21 protein-coding genes are annotated in these 24,947 nt (G+C 59.7%); 9 read left to right on the forward strand and 12 right to left on the reverse strand.

What is annotated here, in order from left to right:
• A partial coding sequence (locus M0654_RS08640; RefSeq protein ID WP_248682746.1) for a hypothetical protein occupies window positions 1-280 on the forward strand: 280 nt, incomplete at its 5' end.
• Between the two features lie 1,163 nt (window positions 281-1,443).
• Here M0654_RS08640 and M0654_RS08645 read toward each other — a convergent pair.
• On the reverse strand, window positions 1,444-2,193 hold the full coding sequence (locus M0654_RS08645) for an invasion associated locus B family protein (protein WP_248682747.1): 750 nt from the start codon (window positions 2,191-2,193) through the stop codon (window positions 1,444-1,446).
• Between the two features lie 673 nt (window positions 2,194-2,866).
• Between M0654_RS08645 and M0654_RS08650 the strand changes: the two genes are divergently transcribed.
• The 5 genes from M0654_RS08650 (at window position 2,867) to M0654_RS08670 (ending at window position 8,819) form a co-directional block, all read left to right on the forward strand.
• A complete protein-coding gene (locus M0654_RS08650) occupies window positions 2,867-3,715 on the forward strand; it encodes a CsgG/HfaB family protein (protein ID WP_248682748.1) in 849 nt (282 codons plus the stop codon).
• A 256-nt stretch (window positions 3,716-3,971) separates the two neighbouring features.
• Window positions 3,972-7,430 carry a beta strand repeat-containing protein gene (locus M0654_RS08655; RefSeq protein ID WP_248682749.1) on the forward strand — a complete coding sequence of 1,153 codons (3,459 nt, stop codon included), beginning with the start codon at window positions 3,972-3,974 and terminating at the stop codon, window positions 7,428-7,430.
• A 55-nt stretch (window positions 7,431-7,485) separates the two neighbouring features.
• On the forward strand, window positions 7,486-7,908 hold the full coding sequence (gene csgH, locus M0654_RS08660; protein WP_248682750.1) for a curli-like amyloid fiber formation chaperone CsgH: 423 nt from the start codon (window positions 7,486-7,488) through the stop codon (window positions 7,906-7,908).
• Window positions 7,857-8,531, forward strand: coding sequence for a hypothetical protein (locus M0654_RS08665; RefSeq protein WP_248682751.1), 675 nt, complete (start codon window positions 7,857-7,859; stop codon window positions 8,529-8,531). The genes csgH and M0654_RS08665 overlap by 52 nt, the downstream gene beginning before the upstream one ends.
• Window positions 8,532-8,555: 24 nt before the next feature.
• Entirely contained in the window at window positions 8,556-8,819 is a 264-nt protein-coding gene (locus tag M0654_RS08670; protein WP_248682752.1) for a curli assembly protein CsgF, read from the forward strand.
• 86 nt (window positions 8,820-8,905) lie between these two features.
• Here the strand turns inward: M0654_RS08670 and M0654_RS08675 are convergent, their stop codons facing one another.
• The 4 genes from M0654_RS08675 to M0654_RS08690 all read right to left on the reverse strand — a co-directional run bounded on the left by M0654_RS08675 (window position 8,906) and on the right by M0654_RS08690 (window position 12,729).
• Complete coding sequence (locus M0654_RS08675; RefSeq protein ID WP_248682753.1) at window positions 8,906-9,307, reverse strand: hypothetical protein; 402 nt, start codon at window positions 9,305-9,307, stop codon at window positions 8,906-8,908.
• A gap of 104 nt (window positions 9,308-9,411) precedes the next feature.
• Window positions 9,412-10,323, reverse strand: a complete 912-nt coding sequence (locus M0654_RS08680) for a hypothetical protein (RefSeq protein WP_248682754.1) — start codon at window positions 10,321-10,323, stop codon at window positions 9,412-9,414.
• Between the two features lie 726 nt (window positions 10,324-11,049).
• The gene (locus M0654_RS08685) at window positions 11,050-11,493 is read right to left on the reverse strand and encodes an SRPBCC family protein (RefSeq protein ID WP_248682755.1); all 444 of its coding nucleotides are present in this window, start codon (window positions 11,491-11,493) and stop codon (window positions 11,050-11,052) included.
• A gap of 93 nt (window positions 11,494-11,586) precedes the next feature.
• Complete coding sequence (locus tag M0654_RS08690; RefSeq protein WP_248682756.1) at window positions 11,587-12,729, reverse strand: DJ-1/PfpI family protein; 1,143 nt, start codon at window positions 12,727-12,729, stop codon at window positions 11,587-11,589.
• Window positions 12,730-12,832: 103 nt separating this feature from the next.
• On the opposite strand from M0654_RS08690, the gene M0654_RS08695 reads away from it, so the two are divergent.
• The gene (locus M0654_RS08695) at window positions 12,833-13,804 is read left to right on the forward strand and encodes a GlxA family transcriptional regulator (RefSeq protein ID WP_248682757.1); all 972 of its coding nucleotides are present in this window, start codon (window positions 12,833-12,835) and stop codon (window positions 13,802-13,804) included.
• On the opposite strand, the gene M0654_RS08700 is transcribed toward M0654_RS08695, so the two are convergent.
• Complete coding sequence (locus M0654_RS08700; RefSeq protein WP_248682758.1) at window positions 13,801-15,039, reverse strand: flavin-dependent oxidoreductase; 1,239 nt, start codon at window positions 15,037-15,039, stop codon at window positions 13,801-13,803. The genes M0654_RS08695 and M0654_RS08700 overlap by 4 nt on opposite strands.
• 225 nt (window positions 15,040-15,264) lie before the next feature.
• Between M0654_RS08700 and M0654_RS08705 the strand changes: the two genes are divergently transcribed.
• Window positions 15,265-15,531 (forward strand): DUF2188 domain-containing protein, encoded by a 267-nt coding sequence (locus M0654_RS08705; RefSeq protein WP_390919846.1) that lies wholly within the window; start codon window positions 15,265-15,267, stop codon window positions 15,529-15,531.
• Between the two features lie 60 nt (window positions 15,532-15,591).
• On the opposite strand, the gene M0654_RS08710 is transcribed toward M0654_RS08705, so the two are convergent.
• The 5 genes from M0654_RS08710 to M0654_RS08730 form a co-directional block, all read right to left on the reverse strand.
• Entirely contained in the window at window positions 15,592-16,650 is a 1,059-nt protein-coding gene (locus M0654_RS08710) for an ABC transporter ATP-binding protein (RefSeq protein WP_248682759.1), read from the reverse strand.
• Window positions 16,650-17,696 carry an NAD(P)-dependent alcohol dehydrogenase gene (locus tag M0654_RS08715; RefSeq protein WP_248682760.1) on the reverse strand — a complete coding sequence of 349 codons (1,047 nt, stop codon included), beginning with the start codon at window positions 17,694-17,696 and terminating at the stop codon, window positions 16,650-16,652. Before M0654_RS08715 ends, M0654_RS08710 begins: the two co-directional genes overlap by 1 nt.
• Before the next feature lie 5 nt (window positions 17,697-17,701).
• The gene (locus M0654_RS08720) at window positions 17,702-18,520 is read right to left on the reverse strand and encodes a carbohydrate ABC transporter permease (protein ID WP_248682761.1); all 819 of its coding nucleotides are present in this window, start codon (window positions 18,518-18,520) and stop codon (window positions 17,702-17,704) included.
• A complete protein-coding gene (locus tag M0654_RS08725) occupies window positions 18,517-19,380 on the reverse strand; it encodes a carbohydrate ABC transporter permease (RefSeq protein ID WP_248682762.1) in 864 nt (287 codons plus the stop codon). The genes M0654_RS08720 and M0654_RS08725 overlap by 4 nt, the downstream gene beginning before the upstream one ends.
• Window positions 19,381-19,448: 68 nt before the next feature.
• On the reverse strand, window positions 19,449-20,699 hold the full coding sequence (locus M0654_RS08730) for an ABC transporter substrate-binding protein (RefSeq protein WP_248682763.1): 1,251 nt from the start codon (window positions 20,697-20,699) through the stop codon (window positions 19,449-19,451).
• A gap of 138 nt (window positions 20,700-20,837) precedes the next feature.
• On the opposite strand from M0654_RS08730, the gene M0654_RS08735 reads away from it, so the two are divergent.
• Window positions 20,838-21,773, forward strand: a complete 936-nt coding sequence (locus tag M0654_RS08735) for an AraC family transcriptional regulator (protein WP_118848763.1) — start codon at window positions 20,838-20,840, stop codon at window positions 21,771-21,773.
• Here M0654_RS08735 and M0654_RS08740 read toward each other — a convergent pair.
• Window positions 21,770-24,934, reverse strand: coding sequence for a response regulator (locus M0654_RS08740; RefSeq protein ID WP_248682764.1), 3,165 nt, complete (start codon window positions 24,932-24,934; stop codon window positions 21,770-21,772). The genes M0654_RS08735 and M0654_RS08740 overlap by 4 nt on opposite strands.
• Window positions 24,935-24,947 lie beyond the last annotated feature (13 nt).

A 24,947-nucleotide genomic window follows, 5' to 3' on the forward strand; every position in this document is an offset into this window, starting at 1 on the left:
CTTCTCGGCGCAAATCCCGGGTCAGCTCTCAGTGCAAATCAACAGAACACATTTGCCGCCAGTGCGCACCTCCACGAAGATTTCCTTCTGGAACGCCCAACTAGCCGACAGTAGCGCATCATTGTCGAAGCTGAACTTCAACGTGGACTCCATATTTTCAGGCACTTCCAGCCTGAATTCAGTGGTCCCTCTTTTGGTTCTAAATATTCCAGCGGCGAGCGAAAGTCTCGCCTGCCCCGTAGCTGTTGCAATCGCCGAAGCAACACTTTCTATGGACTGATTCGCCGCCGATAAAGCTGCGTTTGCGCTGAAAAGAAACGAATAAAATAGGAACCCGCAGGCAAATGCACTTCGAACCCATTCCATGATCCCCTCCCTCACATGTGGGTCGCAAAATTGCAACGCTTACATCCTACACTACACCGTTGAATTAGGGGAGTCCACGGCGCTTATTATCTGGGTTACTTTGGTTTACCGACGGGTTACTTTTGGCGAGTGAATCTGACCGTGCCTGCCTTAGCAACTTGTCTGCTTCAACATTGCTATCCCTCTAGGAACGACGTCGAAAATCTCCGACGGATCGCGATTGCTTTCATATCGTTGAGACGAATGAGGGCAGACGGATTGCCTAGCCCCGCCTCGGCGGGCGCTTGGCATCACAGGTTGTCTTCATAGTATTTATGCCGACAATATCATGGGAGATCTCGAACAAGGCCAAGATAGAAAAGAAGCGCGAAGCCAAGTGTTTGGCGAGAAAGCACCGACCTCGATTATGTTGAATGCCGAGTAAAGATGCGCAGTGTCTTCAGTCACTGGCTTGGCCTCCATATGCTGCGGATCTGCGGACCATGGCAGTCACAATGTCCGCTTCCGGCGACACGCGAGACTGGGCTTAACGTCCGAAATGAAGGCGTTCGCGTAAATGATTTCCGCATTTGGCGCTTCCGGAAGTAATCAGCAGACCGACTGCTTACAGGTGTCTACCCGAGTTATCTTAACGGCCGAAATGGAGGCGCAGAGCTGCCGAACGCTCTCTCGCTGCTATGCTGCAATATGAGATACTAAAGCGGAAATAATTGCCGCTCACCCACCCTGTTGACTGATGCCCAAAGCCAGGACACAAAGGTGGCATCCACGGTCGCTCGCGATTGGAGAACAGAGGGAATTTCAAGGCGAATACACTAAGCCATTGAAATCACGTGAGAATCCAAGGTCCCCAGGCAAGCCATTTTTGAGCGGTTTTTCTATCTAAATTTGCAACCATCTCCTGCACGGAAAAGTGACGTCTCCTCAATTGCTTGGACAATCTTGGCCGCAGTTCCCGGGGCCATCCGTCCTGTTCGAGGGGGCTAGGAAAATTGGCTGGGGACCCTCAAGCTGTTATTCCGCGATGCCGGTTTGTTTCTTGGCCAACGCCCCACGTGGCGGGGCCCGTCCCGCAGATCACCTCGTTATCTCCTCAGATTCGGTCATAGCATCGAGAGCAGCCGATACACCTTTCAGTCCAAGCGCGATAGGGATACGTTTTCCTTCTGGGGTCGTTACGGTAACAATTGCCTGCTCCCCCTCGCGTATTGCTTTCACTAGTGCTGGCTCGACAACGCCTTCAACGAGGCATCCCTGCGAAGTACAACGGTTGACTGCCATGGATGTTTCGTAATCCGGCACCACCGTGATGCCGACTTTCTCCGCAATCGCTATGCCGAGTGGGACTGCCATCTGCATCCGTAGGGCTTTAGTGACTAAATCTTTCGCAATGCTCATGACCAAAATGATCTGACTACCATCAGGTGAAGTGACACTGCTGGTTATCTGGCAGACTTTGTTGGACCGGGCGATCGCCACGCATTGCAACTCCCATCCCGCGAAACGCTTTGCTGCAGGGGGAACCTGACTGGGCGCCTGAGCTTCAGCACGTCCGGCCTGCCCTTCAGCAGGCGCACTTGTGTTCGTACCTCCACCCGCAGAGTCAATGATGCCGCGATCCGGGCCGCTGGATGAGTTATTGAGAATTGGAGCCCCGGTGGTGGAGCGCGATGCCGGCGTGGAGAACATTGGTCCCGAAGTGCCTGACTGAGGATAGGCCGTTGAAAGACCCCAAAAGCCCGTGCCCGCGATTCCCAAAACTGCCATGAGCGCTGAACGAGTGCGTGCCATGTTTCCTCCAAGCAAATAATCCGCCTTCACCTTCATGGTCCAAAAACTCGATTAAAGTAAAGATGGATGTTGAACTCGATCAAAATTTATCCTTACTGATGGCAATAGAAATCTAGCCCTGAGGTCAAAATGACGAGATTCAGCACTATTGCTTTTTACGGATGCGCTGTCATCTCCGAAGTTTCGCTCGCGTGTGTAGCTCAAGCGCAGGCTTATGTTGGTCAAGCCACACCAGGAAATAGCGGATCTGTTTATGTCGAGCAAATTCCCCTCGGAGCCAAGCCTCGTGCTCAGCAAGCGCCGGTTGGACGCCCCGCCCCCCGAAGACAACTAGTAGCGACAAAAGCTGCGGTCGTAGAGGATGTTGCCGCTGCGGCACCCCTAGTGCCAACTGTGGGTACAGGTTCGAATGCAGTGATTAAATCTAGTGCTAGCGACTGGCCATCCGTGGGCGCTGGCACTATTCGAAGATGATTTCCCAATTAAACTGGGCCGAAGTTTTTGAATACAGAATACCATTTCAGCATCTACCCAGAAATGAGACATTGTAAGTAGATGATCATCGTGTAGACATGCCGAGTCAGCATTAGCTAGGCGCTAACGCTGACGAAGGGGACTAAAGCTAGCATCACTGAATGTAACCTTGACCTCAACATAGTATGTTGCGTTCTTTGGGGTTTCGCATCAGTTATGCTTGCGTGGGGAAATTATGAAATTAAGGTTTGCTGCACTATTTTCAGTGGCGGCCGCCCTCAGTGGGTGCCAGAGCGGCCAGCAATTGGCTACTCCGGCAGCAGCATTGGCCGCGCCGACGAAAACAACTCCTAGCGTCAAGGGGCTTCCGCCGCCGGCGACTCCGGTCGATGTCGCCGTATACGACTTCCCCGACCTAACCGGCCAGGCAAAGCCGAACGAGAGCTTCGCCGAGTATAGTCGCGCGGTGACGCAGGGTGGCGGCGCGATGCTTATCGATGTTCTGAAGAAAGCAGGCAACGGCAACTGGTTCCGGGTGGTCGAACGCACAGGCTTGAAAAACCTGGTTCAAGAGCGGACCCTGATCGAGAACACCCAGAAGTCATATGGTCGTCCGAGCGGCCTGCCCCCGGTTAGATTTGCTGGCCTTATCTTAGAAGGCGGCATCGTCGGATATGACTCCAATGAACTCACTGGAGGAGCCGGCGCCAAATATCTTGGCATCGGCGGAGACATGCAGTACCGCTCGGACGTGGTTACCGTCAACTTGCGTGCCGTAAGCGTGCAAACGGGCGAAATATTGGCATCCACGACGACAACAAAACAGGTTTACTCGGTCCAGATACGCGGCGGAGCGTATAAATTTGTCTCGGCTGGTGAATTGCTGGAAATCGAACTGGGTCAGTCACGTAACGATCCCGGCTCGCTGGCAGTGCGAGAGGGTATCGAACTTGCGGTGTATGCGCTGGTGGTAGACGGCTTGCGCCAAGGTTTGTGGAGCTTGCAAGACAAGTCTCAAGAGCAGATGTTGCTACGGGAATTCGACAAGGCATATCGAAGTCAAAGCGACGATAAAAAATCCTAATGTAATTTTAGACGTATAATTATCAGCTTAGAATACGATACCTATAGCCCGCGGCTTCGTCTGCGGGCTTTTTTATTTCGCAAATTGAAAACGGAGTCTCTTTTTTGGGTGATCCGATTTTCTGAATTAACTATTACTTAATAATTAGCTAAAGCTGCCTTGCTTGGATACAGAAGACGATGGCATTAAGCTCTCGTTAACTCATCAGTTGTTGAGGCGACCGTGTAAACGGGGGCAGCCTTTTAGGGAGAAGACAATGAAATACTCGAGTAGACAGACCCTCCTGCTAACCGGCGTCGCGGTTACGGCATTGGCTGGTTCGGCCTTTGCGCAAGATAGCAATTTCGGCTATATCGGCCAGCGCGACACCAGCAACTTCGCTTACCTCTCGCAGGTCGCTGCGGAAGATGGCAACGGCAATGCTGCGTTCATTTACCAGCACGGCGTCAACAATCACTTCTTGCCGCTGACCGGAGCAGGCGCCCCTGCCGATGCGCAGATTGGCACCAACTTCCTCGGCGTCGAGCAGCTGGGGTGGAACAACTTCATCGGCAACGACTTCCTGCAGGACGGCGGAAACATTGCCGGTCTGGCCCAGTTCGGCGGCAGTAACTTCATCGACCAGTTCCGCCAGACCGGCGTGAACCGCGCCGCAATCTTCCAGGGCGGCTTCAACAACCTTGCCCGCAACGTTCAGGATGGAACTGGCGCTGCTGGCGGCGGATTGAACGATACCGGCATCATCCAGCTGAACGGCGATGAGGCCGTGGTGGGCAACTTTGCCTTCAGCCAGCAGGTCGCAGGAAGCAGTGAATCCTTCTCCGGCACCTTCCAGGCCGGATCCGGTAACTCGGCGCTGACCACGCAGGAGCGTGCCATCGGCTCTGATGCCAACATCCTTCAAGTCGGCAAGGGCAACTTCGCCTCCAACTCTCAGGTCGTCGATACCTATACCGATCCGGCAGTCATCGCACAGTATTCAATCGGTCTTGGAAATGAAGCCGGCATCGCCCAGTTCGGAACCGGCAACGGTGCGTTGAACAGCCAGGATTCCAGCACGCAGAGCTCGGTCGGCATCATCCAGGGCGGCGATAGCAACAGTGCCAGCAACCTTCATGTCGGCGGTACCAGCCATGAAGCGGTGATCGGTCAGTTCGGTGACAACAACTATGGTGTGAACACCAGCCGCGACGGCACGAACAATGCGGCCGGCATCCTTCAGGTCGGCAATGGTAACGAAGCTGCCAACGCTGTTGTCAACGGTTTCGGCAACACGGCGACGATCGGCCAGTTCGGCGAAGACAACGTTGCTAGCAACACGCAGCAGGGCAACTCCAACCTCGTGCAGCCGGATTCGGCGACCGTCGCGACGACGATCCAGATCGGCAAGGGGAACCGCGCTGCCAACACCCAGCTCGCACAAGGCCCGTCCAGCGAAAACCGTGCCGGCATCCTGCAGGTCGGATCCGACAACGCTGCGGTCAACGGCCAGACGGGCGGCGTGGACCAGAACGCTCTGATCGTTCAGGGCGGCTCGGGCAGCACCGGCTACAACACGCAGTCGGCATCGACCAATTCCGATGCAGGCGTTATCCAGTACGGCAATGGCACCAGCCAGAACCTCGGCGCCAATACCCAGACGGCGACGCTCGACAGCAACGCCCTCATCATCCAGGGCAACAATGGCGGCGACCAGAACAGCGCCTATAACCTGCAGGACGGCGTGACCGGGGCCAACGGCCTGATCGCCCAGTTCGGCGCAGGCAACGTTGCCGGCAACGTCCAGCAGGCCGGCAGCTCGAACGTCAATGCCGCAATCCTTCAGGTCGGCAATGGCAACGAGGCCAGCAACACGCAGGGTGGTACCGAAGCATTTGCCGGTACGACCTACAGCGCGCACACCGACTATAGCGGCGGCCCGGTCCTCTCGGTCGACCCATCGCTTTATCGTTACAAGACCGAATATCTGCCAGGTAGCTTCCCAGGTGGCATCGCGGCAATGCCTGCGCAAGATTCTCAGGCTGCTATCGCACAAGTCGGCAACGGAAATACCGCTGCGAACACGCAGGTTGGCCAATACATTCCGGGTTCGGGTGGTCAGCAGGGTTACATACGTTACGAATGGAAGAAGGTTGGTACGGTACAAAAGCCTAACCCTCTCTACACCAAGTGGACGCCTTGGCTTCCGAAGTACATAACCGTCGATGACTACAATTGGGATAAAATTGGGGAGCAAGCAGCCGTTGCTCCGACGGAGGGTATCGTCAAGAAGGTATCCGCCTCCAACGCCATCATCGGCCAGTTCGGTGACGACAACATCGCTGCCAACCAGCAGATCGCGACCTCGGGTGCGGATGCTGCCTCGGTTCAGATCGGTGACGGTAACAAGGCGTTCAACATCCAGACGCTCGCTGTTAACAGCGCCGCTGCAAACCTGCAGATCGGTGACAACAACACGGCAAGCGTTCAGCAGAACGCCCTGACCATCGGCTCCAATGCTGCAAACGTTCAGGTCGGCGACGACAACATCGCCGCTGCCGTTCAGACTGCTGCAGTCGACTCCAACGCGCTGAACCTCCAGATTGGTGACGGCAACGAAGCCGGCAACGTTCAGACCGCAACGCTGGAAGCCGATGCTGCAACCCTGCAGGTTGGTGACGGTAACAACGCCGCCAACGTCCAGAGCAACTCCAACGGTGTTTCCGCTGCCATTGCCCAGTTCGGCGATGACAACGAAGCCGGCAACACCCAGGCTGGTGTCAGCGATGCTCTCGCCGGCATCGTCCAGGTCGGCTCCGGTAACACGGCATCCAACGTCCAGAAGTTCGGCAGCTCGCAGGTTGCAGCTCTGACCTTCCAGAACGGTGACGACAACAATGCCGTCAACCTTCAGGGTGCGGAAGCCGTGAGCACGGTATTTGGAGCACCGGTCTCGGCAGAAAACGCCCCGGCAAGTCTTTCTGCTGCTGCGATCGTCCAGTCCGGTAACGAAAACACCGCGATGAACGTCCAGGGTGGCTCCGTCAACGTGGTTGACCTCGGCATCATCACTCAGGTCAACGCACCGGCTCCTGCAGTTGCCTCCGTTGCTGGTATCGCTCAGTTCGGCGATAACAACGAAGCTGCAAACTTCCAGGTCGGCACTGCAGGTGCAATCGCTGGAACGGTTCAGATCGGTGACTTCAACACTGCCGGAACCGCGCAGACTGCAGTGATCGGTGCGCTAGCCGCCACCGTTCAGGACGGCACCGACAACGTTGCTACAACCACACAGAAGAATGGCGCCCTGTTCGCAGCCGCCACCTTCCAGACCGGTGAACGCAACACGGCAGTAACGACACAGGGCGGTAGCAATATCCTGGCTCCGTCCACGTTCAACTCGTCGCTGATCGTTCAGGCGGGCGCGGACAATGGCGCTTACGCCACGCAGTCGGGCAGCACCAGCACCTCGCTGATCGTCCAGACGGCAAGCAACAGCATCGCAGTCGTGGGGCAGACGGGAAGTGACCAGAACTCTGCAGTGATGCAGGCCGGAAACTATTCCAACGCTTGGATCTCGCAGCAGGGCAGCGGTTCCAACTCCATCGTGCTCCAGATCGGTGTCGGTAGTGGCTCCGCCACCAACCAAGCCTTCGTCGATCAGCGCAACGCCAACCAGAACTCGCTGGTTACCCAGATCGGTCGCGGCAACGTGGCCTTCGTAACTCAGCAGTAAAACATCGGGTCGGGGCGCCTTCGGGCGCCCCGATCTTGAACCCGCGGAGCAAGGCATGTCTCTCTCTAGGACCCCAATTGTTCTGCTGGTCTCAACCATCCTTCTGGGCGGCCTTTCTGTGAGGGCCGTCTCAGCCGAAGACAGGCAGGTCTATCCGGGAATTCCCGCCGACGATCGGGTCGCGAGCTGCGGCATTACCGTTTCGAGAGGTCAAATCGCCCGGATTGAGCCGTTTCTCGAAGGTCGTGGCGATCTTGCGGGGAGCCTGAAACTCGATGTGACGAAGCGGAGCCCGGCGGGGCAAAGCCAGTCACGACAGGTCGGCAACTTCGTCAATGGAAGGCTGGGAAGGACGATTGTCTCGATGGAAGGACCGGCCGAGCTGGCAATCGTGCTCTCGGTAAAAGACCGGTCAGGAAAGACACTGTGTGCATTGCGCCGCTCGATCACGCTCGGCAGCATCCCTTTGAAAATCTGACCCGATGGCGGTGTAGTATGAAAATGACATCAAGAATTCTGAAAGTCCTCAAGGCAGCAGCCTTCGCCGGTGCGATGATCGCGACGCCGGGCATTGCCGCCGCAGAAAACCTGCTGGTTTCCGATTACAATACCGATCCGGCCACCGTGCAGGGACTGATGCAGCCGATCATGCCTTTCGTCGGCGGCTCAACCGGCTCCAATACCGGCATCATCCAGATCGGCAGCAACAACCACGCCCATTCCGGCATCGACGGCACGGGAAGCCTGGCGCTGATCCAGCAGGCGGGAACCAACAACCGCGCCGTACAGGCCATTGAAGGCAGCAATTCCGCACTTCTTCTGGTTCAGGGTGGCAGCAATAATTCCGTCCTTCAGGCAAGTGTCGGCGACAACAATTTCCAGCTGGTCGGCGCTTCCGGCAGAAATAACCAGATCGCCTATATTCAAAAAGGCGACAATCTTGCCGGCGCACTGGATGTCCGTGACTCGGTAAACTCCACCGTTGTTGCTATTCAGACACCGCAGAGCGGAAACTACATGATGCCGACCGGTTTGCGTGGCCTGGAAAACAAAACTGTTGTTGTCGTGCCCGGCCGAATGTACGTTCTTCCCAAACGCTAAAATGTGAGAAAGCAGGAGCTTTAAATGCAATTCACCAAAACTGTTCTTGTTGCCGCAGCCGTGATGACGATCTGCGGCAGTGCACAGGCTTCCCAACTCGTTTATCGCCCGACTAATCCGTCGCTGGGCGGTGATCCACTCAATGGCAACTGGCTCCTATCGCAGGCAAGTGCCCAAGGCGAAGGCGCAAGTCAGAGCCCCGGCTTCTCGATCGACTTTCCTGATTTTGGCGGCACACCGCAGCCGACTCCGACCCCGACACCACTGCCAGACGTGGATACTCCATAATTCGAACACACAAATGCCGTGGGCAGGAAGCGATTCGCAGAGGCACGTGCTTGCCTCTGCGCATCAGCGTTGAAGGGACCTGGGTGTCAGCGCTGGCGGATGATAGCGACGTTGTTGCGTCCCTGTTGGGAAACGAAAGCTTGATGACCGGTGCCAACCTGAGTGATGGAGGCCGCGTTGAAATAGCCGATCTGCGTGATCAGCCCGACATTGCGGCTGCCGGTCTGCTCAACCGAAGCTGTGTTGAAGTCGCCGCTCTGATACACGAAGGACAGGTTCCCGGCGAGGTTCGAGGTGTCCGTGCGCGGAACCGCGGCCAGGATTTCAAACGACGCCTTGAAGATTGCCGCAGTGCCGAGTATACCGGCGCTGGAGGCGCTACCCGATGCCTGCTGTATGTAAGCGGGCGACGTGATCGGGCCGGCTACGGCGGATGTCGCAACCGTTGCAAAGAAAGCAACTGCTGGCGCTATATTTTTAATGAACATATGTCTTCTCCCCATTTGCTTTTATGGGGATGGTTGTACACTGGTACTCTTAAGCGACACCTTACACGGATAGTAAAGCAAGTTGGAAATTTGTAGCTTGATTTTTAATTAAGAGGCGAAGGCTGCCGCTCGGCCTGTGGCCGGTCAATTTGGTGAATAGGGGTGGCTTGAACACGGGTCACGGCCTGATCAATAATCTCTAACTTTGCCGCTTGAACGGAACAGAAACTGGAAACGAACTCGCGAGAGAGCCACATCGGCGACCTACCTTTCGTGCCACTCCATCCCAAGATACCAAGCCTCTCCGCTTCGTTGATCTTTCTAGCTGAATGCGATCGCGAAAGATTTAGGCCGCTGGTCAAGACCGCGGCGGATGTTACTCGTAGCGGTAGACGCTCGCTTAACCGTTCGCAATCCTCGAGCGAGGCTATCAGTCGTTCAGTAATCAAAAAACCGCTGTTCATCCACATAAAGTGCGCGAACGCTTGTGGCGGATTTCTGATCGTCTTGTCCCTCAGAAGCCCCGCTGCGATCGCCGGCTGCAGTTCGCTTATTGCGGTGAGCGGGGAGGCATGAAACCAAGATGTGCGATCGCCTCCATCAAGGGCATCCAGCGTGGCTAAATGCAAACTCGTCCACCCTATGATTGCTTCCACCGCAGTCGATGCAGGCACCATGATCCGCATCCGCCGATCAGTCGGATGTGGACGATGATCGATGATCCCATAGTTCAGCATCTCGTTTAAAAAGGCAATCGCTGTGTTGCGGCTGGTCACATTGTGATCCGTCACCGATCTTACGAAACTTGCAGCACTTAATCCATGATGTCTTGCACCTATGATTTTCTCAAAATGAAGGGCAAGTCCAACATGCGCCATGAGCCAACGATCTTGGCTGGAGAATACGGTCGCTAAGCGGGGTTTCTCTTCATGAATACCAAGGAACTTTTCCGACTGGATCTTGATCAGCGAAAGAAATTTAGTGCTATTCTGGATCTCGTCGAAATTCCGAATCATGATTACATTTTCTTTCGGGAAAGAACCTTCGGTCTTCCTCTGTAGAGAAAAATTGTCCGAGTTCAATAGTATAGTAAATTATTGCTTAACAACGTTATGGCCCGTGGTATCCTCCTAAGAAGCGTCTAGCCAAGCCAACAATAGTGCTAGCAGGAAATATCGAACCTTCTCCAGATCTCTCCCAAGCTACAGTTCACAGTGGATGGAGTAGGAACACTTTTCTTCCGAAGCCAAGGCTACATGTGACTGGAGGTCGTTGAGCGTCAGCCGCCCCTAAGCAAGGTAGATCTTTTGGTTACTGGCGCTGCTCCGGTTGCAACATGACAGTAGACCTCCCGCAAGCCCACCGTGAATTTGAGAGAGAGTATGGGCAGTACGGCTGCCGGGCCCGTCGCTGCGGCGCCGTCAAGAGATCCGAAGGCGGAAATTATTGCCGCTCGCCCCGCCCTGTTGACTGAGGCCCAAAGCCAGGGCACAAAGGTGGCATCCACGGTCGCTCGCGGCGGGAAAACAGAGGGAATTTCAACGCCAACCCACTAAGCCATTGGAATTATGTGAGAATCCAGGTTCCCCAGCCAATTCTCCCAAAAAGCCCTGATTACTCGGTTTTCCAGTCGTGCCTAATGCGGTTCTTGCATTGGCGAAGTAGTGGCTGAGCGTTGGCGCTTCGCCGACCCGATAGGGAAGAACGCGGCTCGTATGCCTTTGGCCGCGCTCCGCGTTCCGCTACTGGTTGATCTCCGGCTGGACGAGCCGGCCGAGTTTGTCGAGCGAATCCTGCCAGCCGAGGTAGCAGCCTTCGCGCGGGATCAAATCCGGGATGCCGCTTTGCTCGATGGTAACTTCGGTGCCAACCGAGACCTTCTTGAGCGACACTGTCACCAGCATTTCGCCGGGTAGGTTAGGATCATCGAAGCTGTCGGTGTAAACCAGCCGTTCGTTCGGCACGACCTCGCGATAGGTGCCGCCGAAGCTGTGGCTTTGCCCCGTCGTGAAGTTGCGGAAGGACATCCGGTGCGTGCCACCCGTGCGAGCATCGATCTGGTGCACCGTGCACAGGAAGCCGTAGGGCGGCAACCAGCTCGCCAGTGCGTCCGGCTCCACGAAGGCACGAAAAACCTTGTTTGGGCTGGTGGCGAAGACACGGTGAAGATTGACTGTGCTTGGCATGACGAGTTCCTTTTCGGTTGATCTTGCAGGATATCCCAAGGACGCGACGCGCTGTCGAAACCCGACAGGCGGCGACATTTTTTCAAGCGGCGCTCACGGACCGCCTTTTGCCCACGGATATTCCAGTTGCATGGCGACGACATGAGCGGTGGGCCGGCCATAACGGCTGGCGATGTCCTCCAGCGTCTGGTCCAGCACTCTGGCCGGCGGTCCCTCTACGGACGGGAGGTCCTGCCCCTCATGCGCCCTGTCCGGATCGGGCAGGATGCGGATGCCATTGGCGCTAACCACCGCCTCGCCCGATACTGACTGTATCTCGACACTCGATCGGTAGGTGCGCGACCAGGCATCAGCCGCGAGCGCCAGCGATACTTCATCCACGCCGTCCTTGATCTGCAACACGAACTCCTCACTATCCCAGAACGCCAGCCGGTTGGCGAGCACCGTCGCAGCGAAGCGGCGGGTAATACCGAACGCGGCGCTCAGGTGGCGTGCGTCCCAGCTTGGCACCCCGAGCCCAGTTGCAACCTCTTCAGCTTTTTGCCGTCCAGCGATCGCTTCGATGAGCGTCAGCATCATCGGCATGGAGGCGGAAATCCCGGTGGTGGTGGTCACGGCACCGTCCGAGACCATCCGCCGATCCGGCACGTAGTTGATGCCGGGGCTGCGTTGCAGAAGGTCGCGCAGGTAATACCAGTGCGTCGTGGCGCGTCTGTTGTCGAGCAAGCCGGTTGCCCCAAGTGCCTTTGCGCCGGCGCAAACCGCTATGATCCGAGCACCCCTCCCCGCTTGCGCGCGCAGCCACCCGAGCACCTGCGGATCGTCGTCGCGGCTCATCGCCGGAACGATGACATAGTCTGCGCCGTCCGGATGTTCGGCATCGAAGGTTGCCATTGTCTGGTCCGCCTCCACCTGCAGCGCCGGATAAAGCCGCACGGGGCCTGGATCGGTCGAGACCAGAAGGACATCGGCGACATCGGCACGGCGCAGGATGCCCGTCGGCACCAGATAGTCCGTCGTTTCGGTCGCGTCGTTGATACCGATGACGGCAACCACCGGTCGCCGACCTTCGGGCGGACGCAGCGCCTCCAGCATCGCCTGCCGCTCTGCCTGCGGCACCTGCGGCGCCTCGCTGGCGGGCGCACCAGTCGGAAGCGACAACAGCCAGCCGCCGAAGCCCGCAAAGCAGAGAAGCATGAGCATGATGATGCCCCAAAGCAGATAGCGCATCGTCATCGCTGCTTCCTCCCGTTGAGAAACGACATCGGCCATTCATTGACATCAAGACTACCGCCGAGCGCCGCTGGCAGAAACGACAAAGAAGGAGTAATTTCTGCCAATGCAGGATATCGTCTTTGTGGTTTATCCCGGCTTCGAACTGCTTGATCTGGCCGGCCCGACCTCCGTCTTCAACGGCGCCAACCGGGCGCTTTCGCTGCGCAGCCAGCCTCCATTCTACAAGATCTTGGTGGTTTCGGCGGCGGGCGGACCGGTGACGAGCAGCAGCGGCATTGTGTTGGAGACCGCGGCCATCGCCACGCTTTCCACCAAGCATCCGGCAACCATTCTGGTCGTAGGAGCCGAGCGCGAACCGCTGTTGGCGGCAGTTTCCGATGCCGCTTTGCGCGAGGCGGTGCCATCTCTGGCCGCGTCTGCCACGCGCCTCGGCTCGGTCTGCACCGGCGGTTTCGTGCTTGCCTCGCTCGGCCTCCTCGACGGGCACGCGGTGGCGACTCATTGGGATTCCAGCGAGCCGCTGACCAGGACGTTTCCCCAAGTGAAGGTCAATCCGGATGCACTTTATGTCGTGGACGGCCGTATCTGGACCTCAGCCGGCGTCACCACCGGTATCGACATGGCGCTCGCCATGGTGGCGCAGGATCTCGATGCGACGGTGGCGAGCGAGGTTGCCAAGCGACTGGTGCTTTATGCTCGGCGTCCGGGTTACCAGTCGCAATTCAGTCCGTTGCTGCAGGCGCAGGTGAAGGGTGACAGCCCGTTTGGCGAGCTCATCGGCTGGATCCAGTCCAATCTCGACCAGCCGCTTGAGGTGCCCCTGCTTGCTGCCCGCGTCGGCATGACCGAACGCACCTTTCACCGAAAGTTTGCCGCGGCGACCGGCGAAACGCCGGCGCGGTTCGTGGAGATCGCACGGCTGGATGCGGCCCGCATGCTTCTGTCGCGTGGCCTGTCGCTGAAGTCGGTGGCGGCGCAAGTCGGCCTGTTTCCGCCGGCGCGGCTGGCGGAGGCCTTCGAGCGTCGCTTCGGCATCGCGCCGCGGCTGTTCCGCGACATGCATGCGCAACTCTAGCTTCGGCCTACCCTGGCGAAGCCTGCGAGCTTGGCATAACCGCGCACGATTGCTTCCCGTTCTTCGTGGCTTGCGACCTCGTCGATGTTGGTGAAACCTTCGGGTGCTCGCGATTCAACCACATCGATCACCCGTTCCGGCCCGCCTTCGCGATTGGCGAGGATGATCTTTTCCGTCGCCGGCCGACGTTCGGCATCATAGGCCAGCAATGCCGCCTCGATTGCGTTTCCGTGGGCGGCCAGTTGGTCGGCAAGGTTACGTGCATCGAGGATCGCCTGGCTCGCCCCGTTCGAGCCGACGGGATACATGGGATGCGCGGCATCCCCGAGCAGGGTCACGCGTCCGAACGACCAGTGCGGCAGCGGGTCGCGATCGCAGTTCGGGTATTCGTAGAAGTCTGGCGTCGCCTCGATGATGGCGGCAGGATCGGCAAAGTCGAGTCGGAAGCGGTCGCGGACGAAGCTGAGCGCTTCGGCCAGCACGCCGCGGCGGCTCCAGTCCTCCTTGCGAGGTGGCGACGCACCGTTTTCACCGGTTCGGGCCATCACCGCCCAGTTCGTCAGAGGTCTTGCATCTCCATCGTCCCTGGCGATCGGGTAAAAGACGAATTTCGAAGAGTTGCCGCCGGCGATTGCCATGGTGCGGCCGTCGCGCCATCTCGGCCATGGGGTACAGCCACGCCAGAGCATGACGCCGTTCCAGATCGGCGGACCTTCCTCGGGATAAAGCCGGGCGCGGAGTGTCGAGTGAATGCCATCGGCGCCCACCAGCAGGTCACCGGAGGCCGATCCCCGTTCGCCGGTCGGCGTAACAAAGCCGAGGCTGACACCCATCGCCGACTGCTCGAAGCCGTCGACGCGGCAGCCGGTATGGATCACATCCTGTCCCAGCCTCTGGACAACGGCCTGGTGAAGAACCCCAAGCAGGCGCCCCCGGTGGATGCTGATCTGCGGGTGGGCGTGTCCGCCATCGAGCCCACGCAGTTCCTGCCAGACCACCTGACCGAAGCGGTTGGTGTATAAAAGCTCGCGGGTGCGGATGCCTGCGGCATCCAGTTCCGCCTCCAGTCCGAGATCGGCCAACTCCTTCACCGCATGCGGCAGCATGTTGATGCCGACGCCAAGCTCACGGATTTCTTCCGCGCGCTCGAAAACCTCGACCTCTATTCCCCCTCGATGAAGGAACAAGGCGGTCGTCAGACCGGCGATGCCCCCACCGGCAATCAATGCCTTCATGGTCCTGCTCCTCGCTCTGTTGATGTTCAACTGAGCCTAGGACGCGTGACCGGACCCGCATACGACAGAAGGGTGCAGATTTCTGCCAAACGGCGGCACCGCGCGCGTGCCGCCGTGAGTTCGGCAAGGGAACCAACCCATCGTAGGTCTGTTAATGACCCGACGCCTGGAGCGGCACCCGTTGCCGCCCGGCATTACCGTCAAAACTGAGCAGGAGACGAGAACATGATGGCACGTTACAAGATCGTCGAGCACGATGGCGGCTGGGCATACAAGCTGGGTGACGTGTTCTCGGAGACCTTCCCGAGCGAGGAAGCGGCACACAAGGCGGCCGAACTTGCCGCGAAACGCCAGCAGGTTGGCGGCGACCCGGCCGACATCTCCTACCAGGATGCGACAGGCAGCTGGCGCAACGAACATGTCGACGGCGGCGAGCGTCCGGAGACCGAAGTGGTGGATTCTCCCCAGGCGGAAGAAACCCGCCTGCCCTAAGCGGCCAGGGTGGAAGCATTTAGTTCAATGAGGGCGCGAGCTGCATGCTCGCGCCCTCATCTATTGGACGTGCTGGATGCGCTTGCCGGATTGCGGCTCAAAGAGATGCAGGTCTTCGACCGCGACATCGAGCCCGATCACCTCACCTTCCCTGACGACCGTGGATGCCGGCATGGCGACATTGATCTCGTGGCTGCCGTTGCGAACCGTCACCAGGCGCGTCTCGCCGTGGAACTCGTTTCGCTCGACGCGGCCCCGGAAGGCGCCCGGCTCCCCCGTCACCCGGAAAGCGCCGGGGCGGATCCCGACTGTTACCGGCCCCGTGTCGAGGGCGAGGCGCGCCGGGATGCGGATCTCATCTGCGCCGAGCACGCCGTCCGACACTTCCATCGGAATGAAGTTCATGTTCGGCGTGCCGATAAATCCCGCAGCAAACAGGGTCGCCGGCGTCTGGTAGATTTCCTCTGGCGTTCCCATCTGCTCGATCCGGCCGTCCTTCATCAACACGATCCGGTCGGCCAGCGTCATCGCCTCGAGCTGGTCGTGGGTTACGTAGATGCTGGTGGTCTTCAGGCTGCGATGCAGGCGGGCGATTTCCACCCGCAAACTGCCGCGTAGCTTGGCATCAAGGTTGGAGAGCGGCTCGTCGAACAGGAAGACTTCCGGTGTCTTGATCATGGCGCGGGCAATCGCCACGCGTTGCTGCTGGCCGCCGGAAAGCTCGGTCGGCTTGCGTGAGAGGTAGACACCAAGCCCGAGGCTCTCGACCACCGGCGCCAGGCGGCTCTCGATCTCGGCCTTCGGCACTCCGGACCGCTCCAGCCCAAAGGTGATGTTCTCGCGCACGCTCATATGCGGATAAAGCGCGTAGTTCTGGAAGACCATGGCGATGCCGCGGTCGCCCGGATCGCGGTCGTTCATGCGCTGGCCGCCGATCAAGAGATCGCCGCCGGTGATTTCCTCCAGCCCGGCGATCATCCGCAGCATGGTGGACTTGCCGCAACCCGAGGGACCGAGGAATACCACGAATTCGTGGTCGTCGACCTTCAGGTTGAAGTCCCGCATGACTTCGAGGGCGCCGTAGACCTTGCGGATGTCACGGCATTCGACTGTCGCCATCAGTTCCCCTCCCCATCGACGATGATCTGCAGCTTCACGTCTTCAGGGCGTGCTTCGGCGGCCCGCTCGAAAGCTGCGATCGACTGTTCGAACGAGAAGGTACCGGAAACCAGCGGCTTCAGGTCCACCTTGCCGGCCGCGATCAGGGCGAGCGCCCGGTCGAACACATTGGCATAACGGAAGACGGTCTCGATGCGGCATTCGCGCGAGCATGCTGCGGCGATGTCCATCGGCACCGGCTCCGGCGGCAGGCCGACGAGAACGATCGTGCCGCCCGGACGCACCACCTTGAAGAGGTCGCGCACGGCGGCGGCGGCACCCGAGCATTCGAAAACAATGTCCGCGCCCCAGCCATCGGTTGCGGTGTTGACTGCCTCGACGAGGTTCTGTTCGCGCAGGTTGACGCCGGTGATGCCGTCATATGTCTCGGCGAGCTTCAGCTTGGTTTCCGACAGGTCGGAGATCAGCACCCGCGAGCAGCCGCCAGCAAGGGCTGCAAGCGCCACCATGATGCCGATCGTGCCGCAACCGGTGACCACTGCCGTATCGCCGGGGGTGATCCTGGCCCGGGTTGCCGCCTGCATGCCGACCGCAAACGGCTCGACCATCGCGCCTTCGGCAAAGGAAACGTTGTCGGGCAGCTTGTAGGTGAAGCTTGCCGGATGAACCGTTTCGGGCACGAGCACGCCGTGCACCGGCGGCGTTGCCCAGAAGGTCACGGCCGGATCGACGTTGTAGAGGCCGAGGCGGGAGGCGCGGGACTTGGGGTCCGGAATACCGGGCTCCATGCAGACACGGTCGCCCGGCTGAAGGTGCGTCACGTTGGCGCCGACCTCGATTACCGTGCCGGCCGCTTCGTGACCCAACACCATCGGCTCGTTGACGACAAAGTCGCCGATCCGGCCATGGGTGTAATAGTGCACGTCGCTGCCACAGACGCCGACCGTGTGCAGGCGGATGCGGACGTCGTCCGGGCCCATCTCCTGAGGAAGGTCGATATCACGCAGGGAGAGTTCGCCAACACGTTCGAGGACAAGTGCTTTCATGAGTATCAACCTTGGTCAGTTTTCTTTGAGAATGCGGCATTCAAGCCACCGGCCATGACGCCGAGCAGGATCAGTGGCGGCAGGGACAGGAGGACAACGGCGGCATTGAGGATGCCCCAGGGGACGTTCATGCCGAGCTGCGACATTTCCGAGGCAATGATGGGCAGCGTCTTCGCTTTCGACGTCGTCAGCATCATGGCGAGCAGGAACTCGTTCCAGACCAGCACGAAGGAGAAGGCGATCGCGCCGAAGATCTGAAAGCGGGCGATCGGCAGGGCGATCCGGAAGAAGGTTGCATAGGGTCCGAGGCCATCGACGCGCGCGGCCTCCTCCACATGCAGGCTGACGCGCTCGAAGGACGGCACCGAGAGCCAGATGGTAATCGACGCCGTCACGATCAGGTAGGTGACGATCAGCGATAGCCGCGTGTCGTAGAGGTCGAGCCCGAGCCAGATCACCAGCATCGGGATGGCGATCGCGACCGGCGGCAGGAAGCGCAGCGACAGGACGAAGAACTGGGCTTCTGCCGTCAGCCGGTTCTTGAAGCGGGCAATGACATAAGCCGCCGGCACACCGATCACGGCGCCGATCAGCACCGCGGTGGAGCAGATGATCAGCGAATTGGTCAGCGCGCGTGCGACCGAGCGACGGTTCAGGACATAACTCATGTTGTCCCAGACCGGCTGGAAGACGAGCTTCGGCGTGCTGACCAGCAGGTCGGCATTGGTCTTGAACGCGTTGAGCAGCGTCCACAACAGCGGCAACACGACAAGCGCGGCGGCAAAAACCAGGAGGAGCCTGAGCAGAAGGGTCGAGATCTTCATCGGTTCAGCCTCTTCCAGGTGAAGGTGAAGGTCACGATCGTCAGAACCATCATGATGACCGCCATTGACGAGGCATAGGAGATCTTGCCGGATTCGATGAAACCCTGCGAGTAGGCGTACATGTCGAGCGTTTCGGTGGAGATGCCGGGACCGCCGCGGGTCATCACGTAAACGAGGTCGAATGAACGCAGGCTCTCGATCGCCTTGACCAGCAGCAGGCTGATCAACGGCGCCTTCAGCATCGGCAGCGTGACGAAACGATGCACGCCAAAGCGCGAGGCGCGGTCAATGCGGGCAGCCTCCAGCGGCTGCGGCGGCAGGGACTCGAGCAGCTTCAGGATGATGACGGCGAAGAAGAGGCCCCACTGCCAGACATCTACGAAGGCGACCGCGAGCAGCGCGCCAAGCGGCGTCGAAAGGATATCCGGCGTGCTGCCGGTGATCTCGCGCACCGGCCAGGTCAGCGCGCCATAGAGCGGATGGAAGGAGAACTTCCAGACAAAGGCAGCGCAAACGCGCGGCAGCAGGACCGGGATGATGAAAAGAACGCAGAGGATGTTGCGCACCCGCGGGCTTGCCGCCTCGAACATGGCGATGCCGAGCGCAAGCCCGGTGATCATGGTTGCGGTGACGCTGATGATTTCCCACTTGAACGACACCCAGAGCGCGTTCAGGAAGCGGGCATCGGAGAAAAGCGCGACATAGTTGGCGAACCAGACATAGTCAGCAGTCGGCTGCGACAGGGTGCGGTTCTGCAGCGAAATGTTGATCGCATAGATCGTCGGCACCAGGGCCAGCACGACCAGGATGCCCAGGGTGGGCCCGAGAAACACATAAGGCAGCGAGCGGCCGCGACGCATGGCAGATCCTCACGATTGGGGATGGGCGCGCCGTTTCCCGGCGCGCCCCGGCGGTGCCTTGGGAGGCTTCAGAGTTTGGCGGCGAAGGCCTCGAGTTCGTCGAGCGTCGCCTTGATGTCCTTGCGGCTGCCGGTGATCAGCTCTTCGAGCATGATGCCCCACTGGTTGCCGAGTTCCTGCCAGCGTGCATCCTGCCAGAAGGTGACGGTCGTCTTTTCGCCGGTTGCCGCCATGGCGTCCGACAGGTTCTGGCCGAAGGTCTTGGCGTATTCCGGGCTCTGGTAGGTGCTGGTGCGGGTCAGTTCGCCCGGCTGGCCAGCTTCCAGACGCCGTGCTTCCTGCTCCTTGGAGGTTGCCCAGGCAACGAAGAGGCCGGCGCAGGCCTTTTCTTCCTCGGTCGCATTCGCCTTGGAGGCGATGGCGAAGCCGTGGGCGTAACCACCACCCGGCAGCGGCGACGGCGGAACGGAGAAGGCAACCTTGTCGGCCACCTGGCTCTGCGCCTTGTCGACCGACATGCCGCCAAGCGGAGCGGATTCGATGATGATCGCAACCTTTCCGGCCCGGAAAGCGCCGGTGGACTCATCCCAGGAACCCGTCTGGGTGCCCGGTGCGGAATACTTGAAGAGGTCGAGATAGGCTTCCGTTGCCTTCACCGCCGCTTCCGAGTTGAACGCAGGCTTGCCGTCCTTGAACCACTCGCCACCATTGGCTTTGAACAGCGGCATCCAGCGCCAGACGTTTGCGCCGGAACCACGCTGTCCACGCAGAGCCGTGCCGTAGACGCCGTTGTCCGGATCATGCAGCTTCTTGACCGCGGCGACGTATTCGTCCCAGGTCTTCGGCGGCTGGATGCTGGCCTTTTCCAGAAGATCAGTGCGGTAGACCATCAAGTCGCCGCCGCCCTGGATCGGCGCGAACCACTGCTTGCCGTCATAGGTGGCGGCAGCGCGCATGCCGGCATCGAAGTCGTTGTAATCGTATTCCTTCGGGTAATAACCTTCCAACGGGACAATCCAGCCGGAGGATGCAAAAAGCGCAAGGTTGGCTTCGTCCACGTAATAGACATTGAAGCTTCCGACCGTCGAGGCGTCTGCCTGCGACTTGGCGCGACGATCGTTTTCGTTGAGGTAGCTGATCTCGAAGCCGGCGCCCGAGAGTTCCTCGAACTCGTCGACATACTTCTCGAGCAGTGTCAGGCCGTCTCGCGGCTGTGCCAGGATGCGAAGATCGTCACTGCACTGGGCGGCGGCAAATGCACTGGATGCGGTGAGCAAGGCGATAACCGCGCACCCGGCGCGGAGCGTGTTCAATCTCATGATTTCCTCCCATGGACGGCAGTTCCCAATGGCCGTCGACAGCCGCAATTGTGCCAAGAGCGCACGGAGGAACTAGTTTGCAATTCGCTGCGAAATGATACTATTTTGACTTTAGCTTGGTCTTTATGGAGAGTTCCGGTGTCCGTTGCACCAGATTTCCCGCGCTCCGCTTCTGACACCTTCACCGCAACGCGCGAGCAGATCGTCCTGCCGCGCGGCATGTCCTACCTCATCCGCCGCGACGACTATCCGAACCCGATCTGCATCTGGAACTACCATCCGGAATGGGAAATCCATTACATCCCAGCCGCCCAGGGCTTCGCTTATGTCGGGGACTATGTGGGGCCGTTCAAACCAGGGCACCTGATGCTGACTGGCACCAACATGCCGCATAACTGGATCACGCCTGGCGCCCCTCACCTGCCGGGCCGCGACCTGGTGCTGCAGTTCGATGCGGATGCGCTGATCGGCGTGCGGTCAGTCTGTCCGGAATTCGAAGTCCTTCACCGCCTGAAGCCGATTGCCGACCGAGGGATCGAGATCCTTGGGCCGGAAGCGACCGAGATCGGCTCGAAGGTGATCGAGCTGCATGAAAACCATGGTGGCCCGCGGCTTGGCCTTTTCATCGAGATCCTGGAGCGGATAGAGGCAGCGCCGCAAAAGCGGCTGCTCGCCAGCGAGCATTTCACCGCGACCTATAACGATATGTCGGACCGGCGGCATCGGCGGATCGACCGCGCCATCCAGATCATGCAGTCCAATCCGGGAGCCTCCATGAACGAGGTGGCCGGGCTCGTGGGGCTCGAACCCTCGGCCTTCTCCCGGGCTTTCAGGCGCCTGACCGGCATGAACTTTTCGGCCTATAGCCGCTCGGTGCGCGTTTGGCGGGCGCGAACGCTGCTCGCGGAAACCGACGTGCCAATCACCGACATCTGCTTTGAAGCGGGGTTCAACAATCTTTCGAACTTCAACCGCTACTTCCGGCTGGAAACGGGCTTTACGCCGCGCGAGTACAGGAAAGCCGCCCGTATCCGGGCAAGCTCGATGATCGCATCGCCAGCCAAGGTGGCCTAACGCCGGCGAAAGCCGTTCAGCGCGTGGAGCAGGTCTTCCAGCAGATACGGCTTCGTCAGTTGCACAGCATCCTTGATGCCGGACTCGTGGCGCCCGACATCATCGCCGCTCGCGAACACGATTCCGATCGCAGGGATCGTCTCCTTGGCGTCGCGCGCAAGCTGAACACCTGAAATTCCCGGCAGCCCGACATCGGTCAGGAGAACATCGACCGTCTGGTTGCGCAGGATGTCGATGGCGCAGGGCGCATCCGCCGCCTCGAACACGGTGTGGCCGCTCGCCACCAGCATGTCGACCGTACTGGCGCGGATCAGTTCGTCGTCTTCTACCACCAGCACGCGCAGGCATTCTGCCGTATAGGCCGGGGTCAGCAGATCGGCGACCGCAGCCGGCTCCTGCGTTTCAGCAACCTTGTGCTGTGCCTGGTTGCCAAGCACCTGGCGCACCTTGCGGGCGAGCGCTTCGCGGCTGTAGGGCTTCGACAGCAGGTCGACGCCGGGATCCAGCCTGCCGCCATGGACGATGGAATTCTCCGTGTACCCAGAGGTGAACAGCACCGCGATTCCCGGCAGCATCTCCTTTGCCCGCCGCGCCAGTTCGGGGCTGCGCATCGGCCCCGGCATCACCACGTCGGTGAACAGCAGGTCGATCGCGATGCCGCTGGAGATGATGGCATAGGCTGCCTGCGCATCATTGGCCTTCAGTACCCGATAACCAAGATCGGTCAGCAGCGCGACTGAGGTTTCACGCACCTCGTCATCGTCTTCCACGACGAGAATGGTTTCCGTGCCGCCCGTGACGGGCATGTTGCGCACGTCTTCCAGAGCGTCTTCCACCTGGTGAACGCGCGGCAGGTAGATCCGGATCGTCGTACCGTGCCCGACTTCGCTGTAGATCTTCAGGTGCCCGCCGGACTGCTTGACGAAACCGTAGACCATGGAAAGGCCAAGACCGCTGCCCTTGCCTTCGCCCTTGGTGCTGAAGAACGGCTCGATGACCCGCTCCAGGATCGCCGGATCAATGCCGCTGCCAGTATCAGTCACCGCTACCATGACGTATTGGCCGGGCTTCACGTCCTCGTGTGCCAGCGCATAAGCGTCGTCCAGCATGGAATTGCCCGTCTCGATGGTAAGTCGGCCCTGACCGTCCATCGCGTCGCGCGCGTTGATCGCGAGGTTGAGGATGGCATTCTCAAGCTGGCCCGGGTCGATCTGGCAGTTCCACAGACCGCCAGCCATGACGGTCTCAAGCTCTATTTCTTCACCGAGCGCGCGCCGGAGCATGTCATCCATGTTCTGGATGAGCTTGCGCACGTCGACCACCTTCGGCTCCAGCGGCTGGCGCCGACCGAAGGCAAGCAGTTGTGCGGCAAGCTTGGAGCCGCGCGAAACGCCCGCCAGTGCATTCTGCACCCGTCGCTCGGCAGAGGCGTTGCCACGCAGGTCCTTCGACAGGAGCTGAAGATTGCCGCTGACGACCTGCAGCAGGTTGTTGAAGTCGTGCGCCACACCGCCCGTCAGCTTGCCGAGCGCCTCCATCTTCTGGGCCTGGCGCAGCGCCTGCTCGGCCTGCTCGCGTTCGGCCACTTCCTCCTGCAAGCGATCAAGCGCGCTGTGAAGCTCCTCTGTCCGCTCACGAACGCGCTGCTCGAGGCTCTGGTTCATCTGCTGAAGCTGTTCTTCGGCCCGCTTCTGGTGCGTGACATCGAAGCCATCGACAAAGATGCCGGTCACGGTGCCGCTGGAATCGAAGATCGGCTGATAGATGAGGTTGACGAAGCGCTCCTCGGCCTTGGTGTCGGCGGAACGCTTGAGCGTTACCGGAACCGCCTTGCCGATATAGGGCTTGCCTGACCAGAAAACGTCATCCAGCAGTTCATAGAACCCCTGCCCCTCGATGTCCGGCAGCGCCTGACGCACCGGCAGGCCGAGCAGGTCGCGATGCCCGACGAGTTGCAGATAGGCGTCGTTCGTGAGCTCGAAGACATGGTCTGGACCGGCCAGAATCGCCATGAAGCTCGGCGCCTGCTGGAACAGGTCGCGCATCCGCTCGGCCTCCGCCTTGCGCACCTGGACCTCATCGGCAAGCTGGCGGTTGAGCTGCTCCAGCTTTGCGGCAACCTCTTCCTTCAGGCGGGCGGCCTCGGCCAGCACCACAGAGCGGCGCTGCTCCGCCTCAAACGCGTTGACGCTTGCAAGCGCCGAAGCAATCTGGCCAGCCGCGAGCTTGAGGAAGTCGATATAGTGGTCGGTTTCCTGCAGATACGGATTGAGGCCGCAGATCAGCACCCCCTCCGGCCGGCCGCCGCCTTGCCCGAGCAGCGGCACGATGGCGGCGCGCTTCGGCGGCTTGTCCCAGGCGCCCATCGGCGGCGAAGAGCCTTCTGGAATATCAACCACCAGCGTCGCGTGATCATTCCAGGCGGAACAGAGATCCCATAGGCCGGACGTGCCGTCGATCACTGCCGGGCTTAGGGGATGGCAATCCCCCATCTGGTTTGCGCACCGACGCCTTGCGGATCCGTCCTCGTCGAATTCATAAAGCAGGCTGAACGGCAGGTCCTTCAGGTTTTCGCCCAGAGCAATGCATGCAGCCTCGAATACGGCCGGGCGGGATTTTGCCGCGCTCAGGCTGAAGGCAAGCTGCCGCAAAGTATCCATCCGGCGCTCGTTGAGAACACGTTCGGTTTCCTCGGACACCGCACAGAATACGCCTTCGACTTCGCCACTGTCGCCGATCAGCGGGCTGTAGGAGAAAGTATGATAGGTTTCTTCCGGATAACCGTGACGCTCAAGCACCAGGAGCAGTGCCCGGTCCCAGGTCGCCTGTCCCTCTTCATAGACGGTGGCAAGCCTTCCCTGGATGTCGTCCCAGATTTCCGCCCAGAGTTCCTTGGTCGGCACGCCGAGCGACTTAGGATGCTTGGTGCCGAGGGTCGGGATATAGGCGTCGTTATAAAAGAAGTTGATGTCCGGGCCCCAGCCAAGCCACATCTCGAAGCGCGAGGTGAGCAACAGCCGCAGCGCGACCTTCAAGGCGTTCGGCCAGTTCTCCGCCGGACCGAGCGAGGTGGAGGCCCAGTCATGCTCGCGCATGAGACGTGCCATCTCGCTGTCGCCTATAAAGATGTCGTGGAAGTGCCGCGCCGAAAGCGTGTCCATGTGACCCCTGCGT

Origin of the sequence: Neorhizobium turbinariae, from assembly GCF_023223505.1 — a bacterium.
In the GTDB taxonomy this organism is placed as follows: domain Bacteria; phylum Pseudomonadota; class Alphaproteobacteria; order Rhizobiales; family Rhizobiaceae; genus Neorhizobium; species Neorhizobium turbinariae.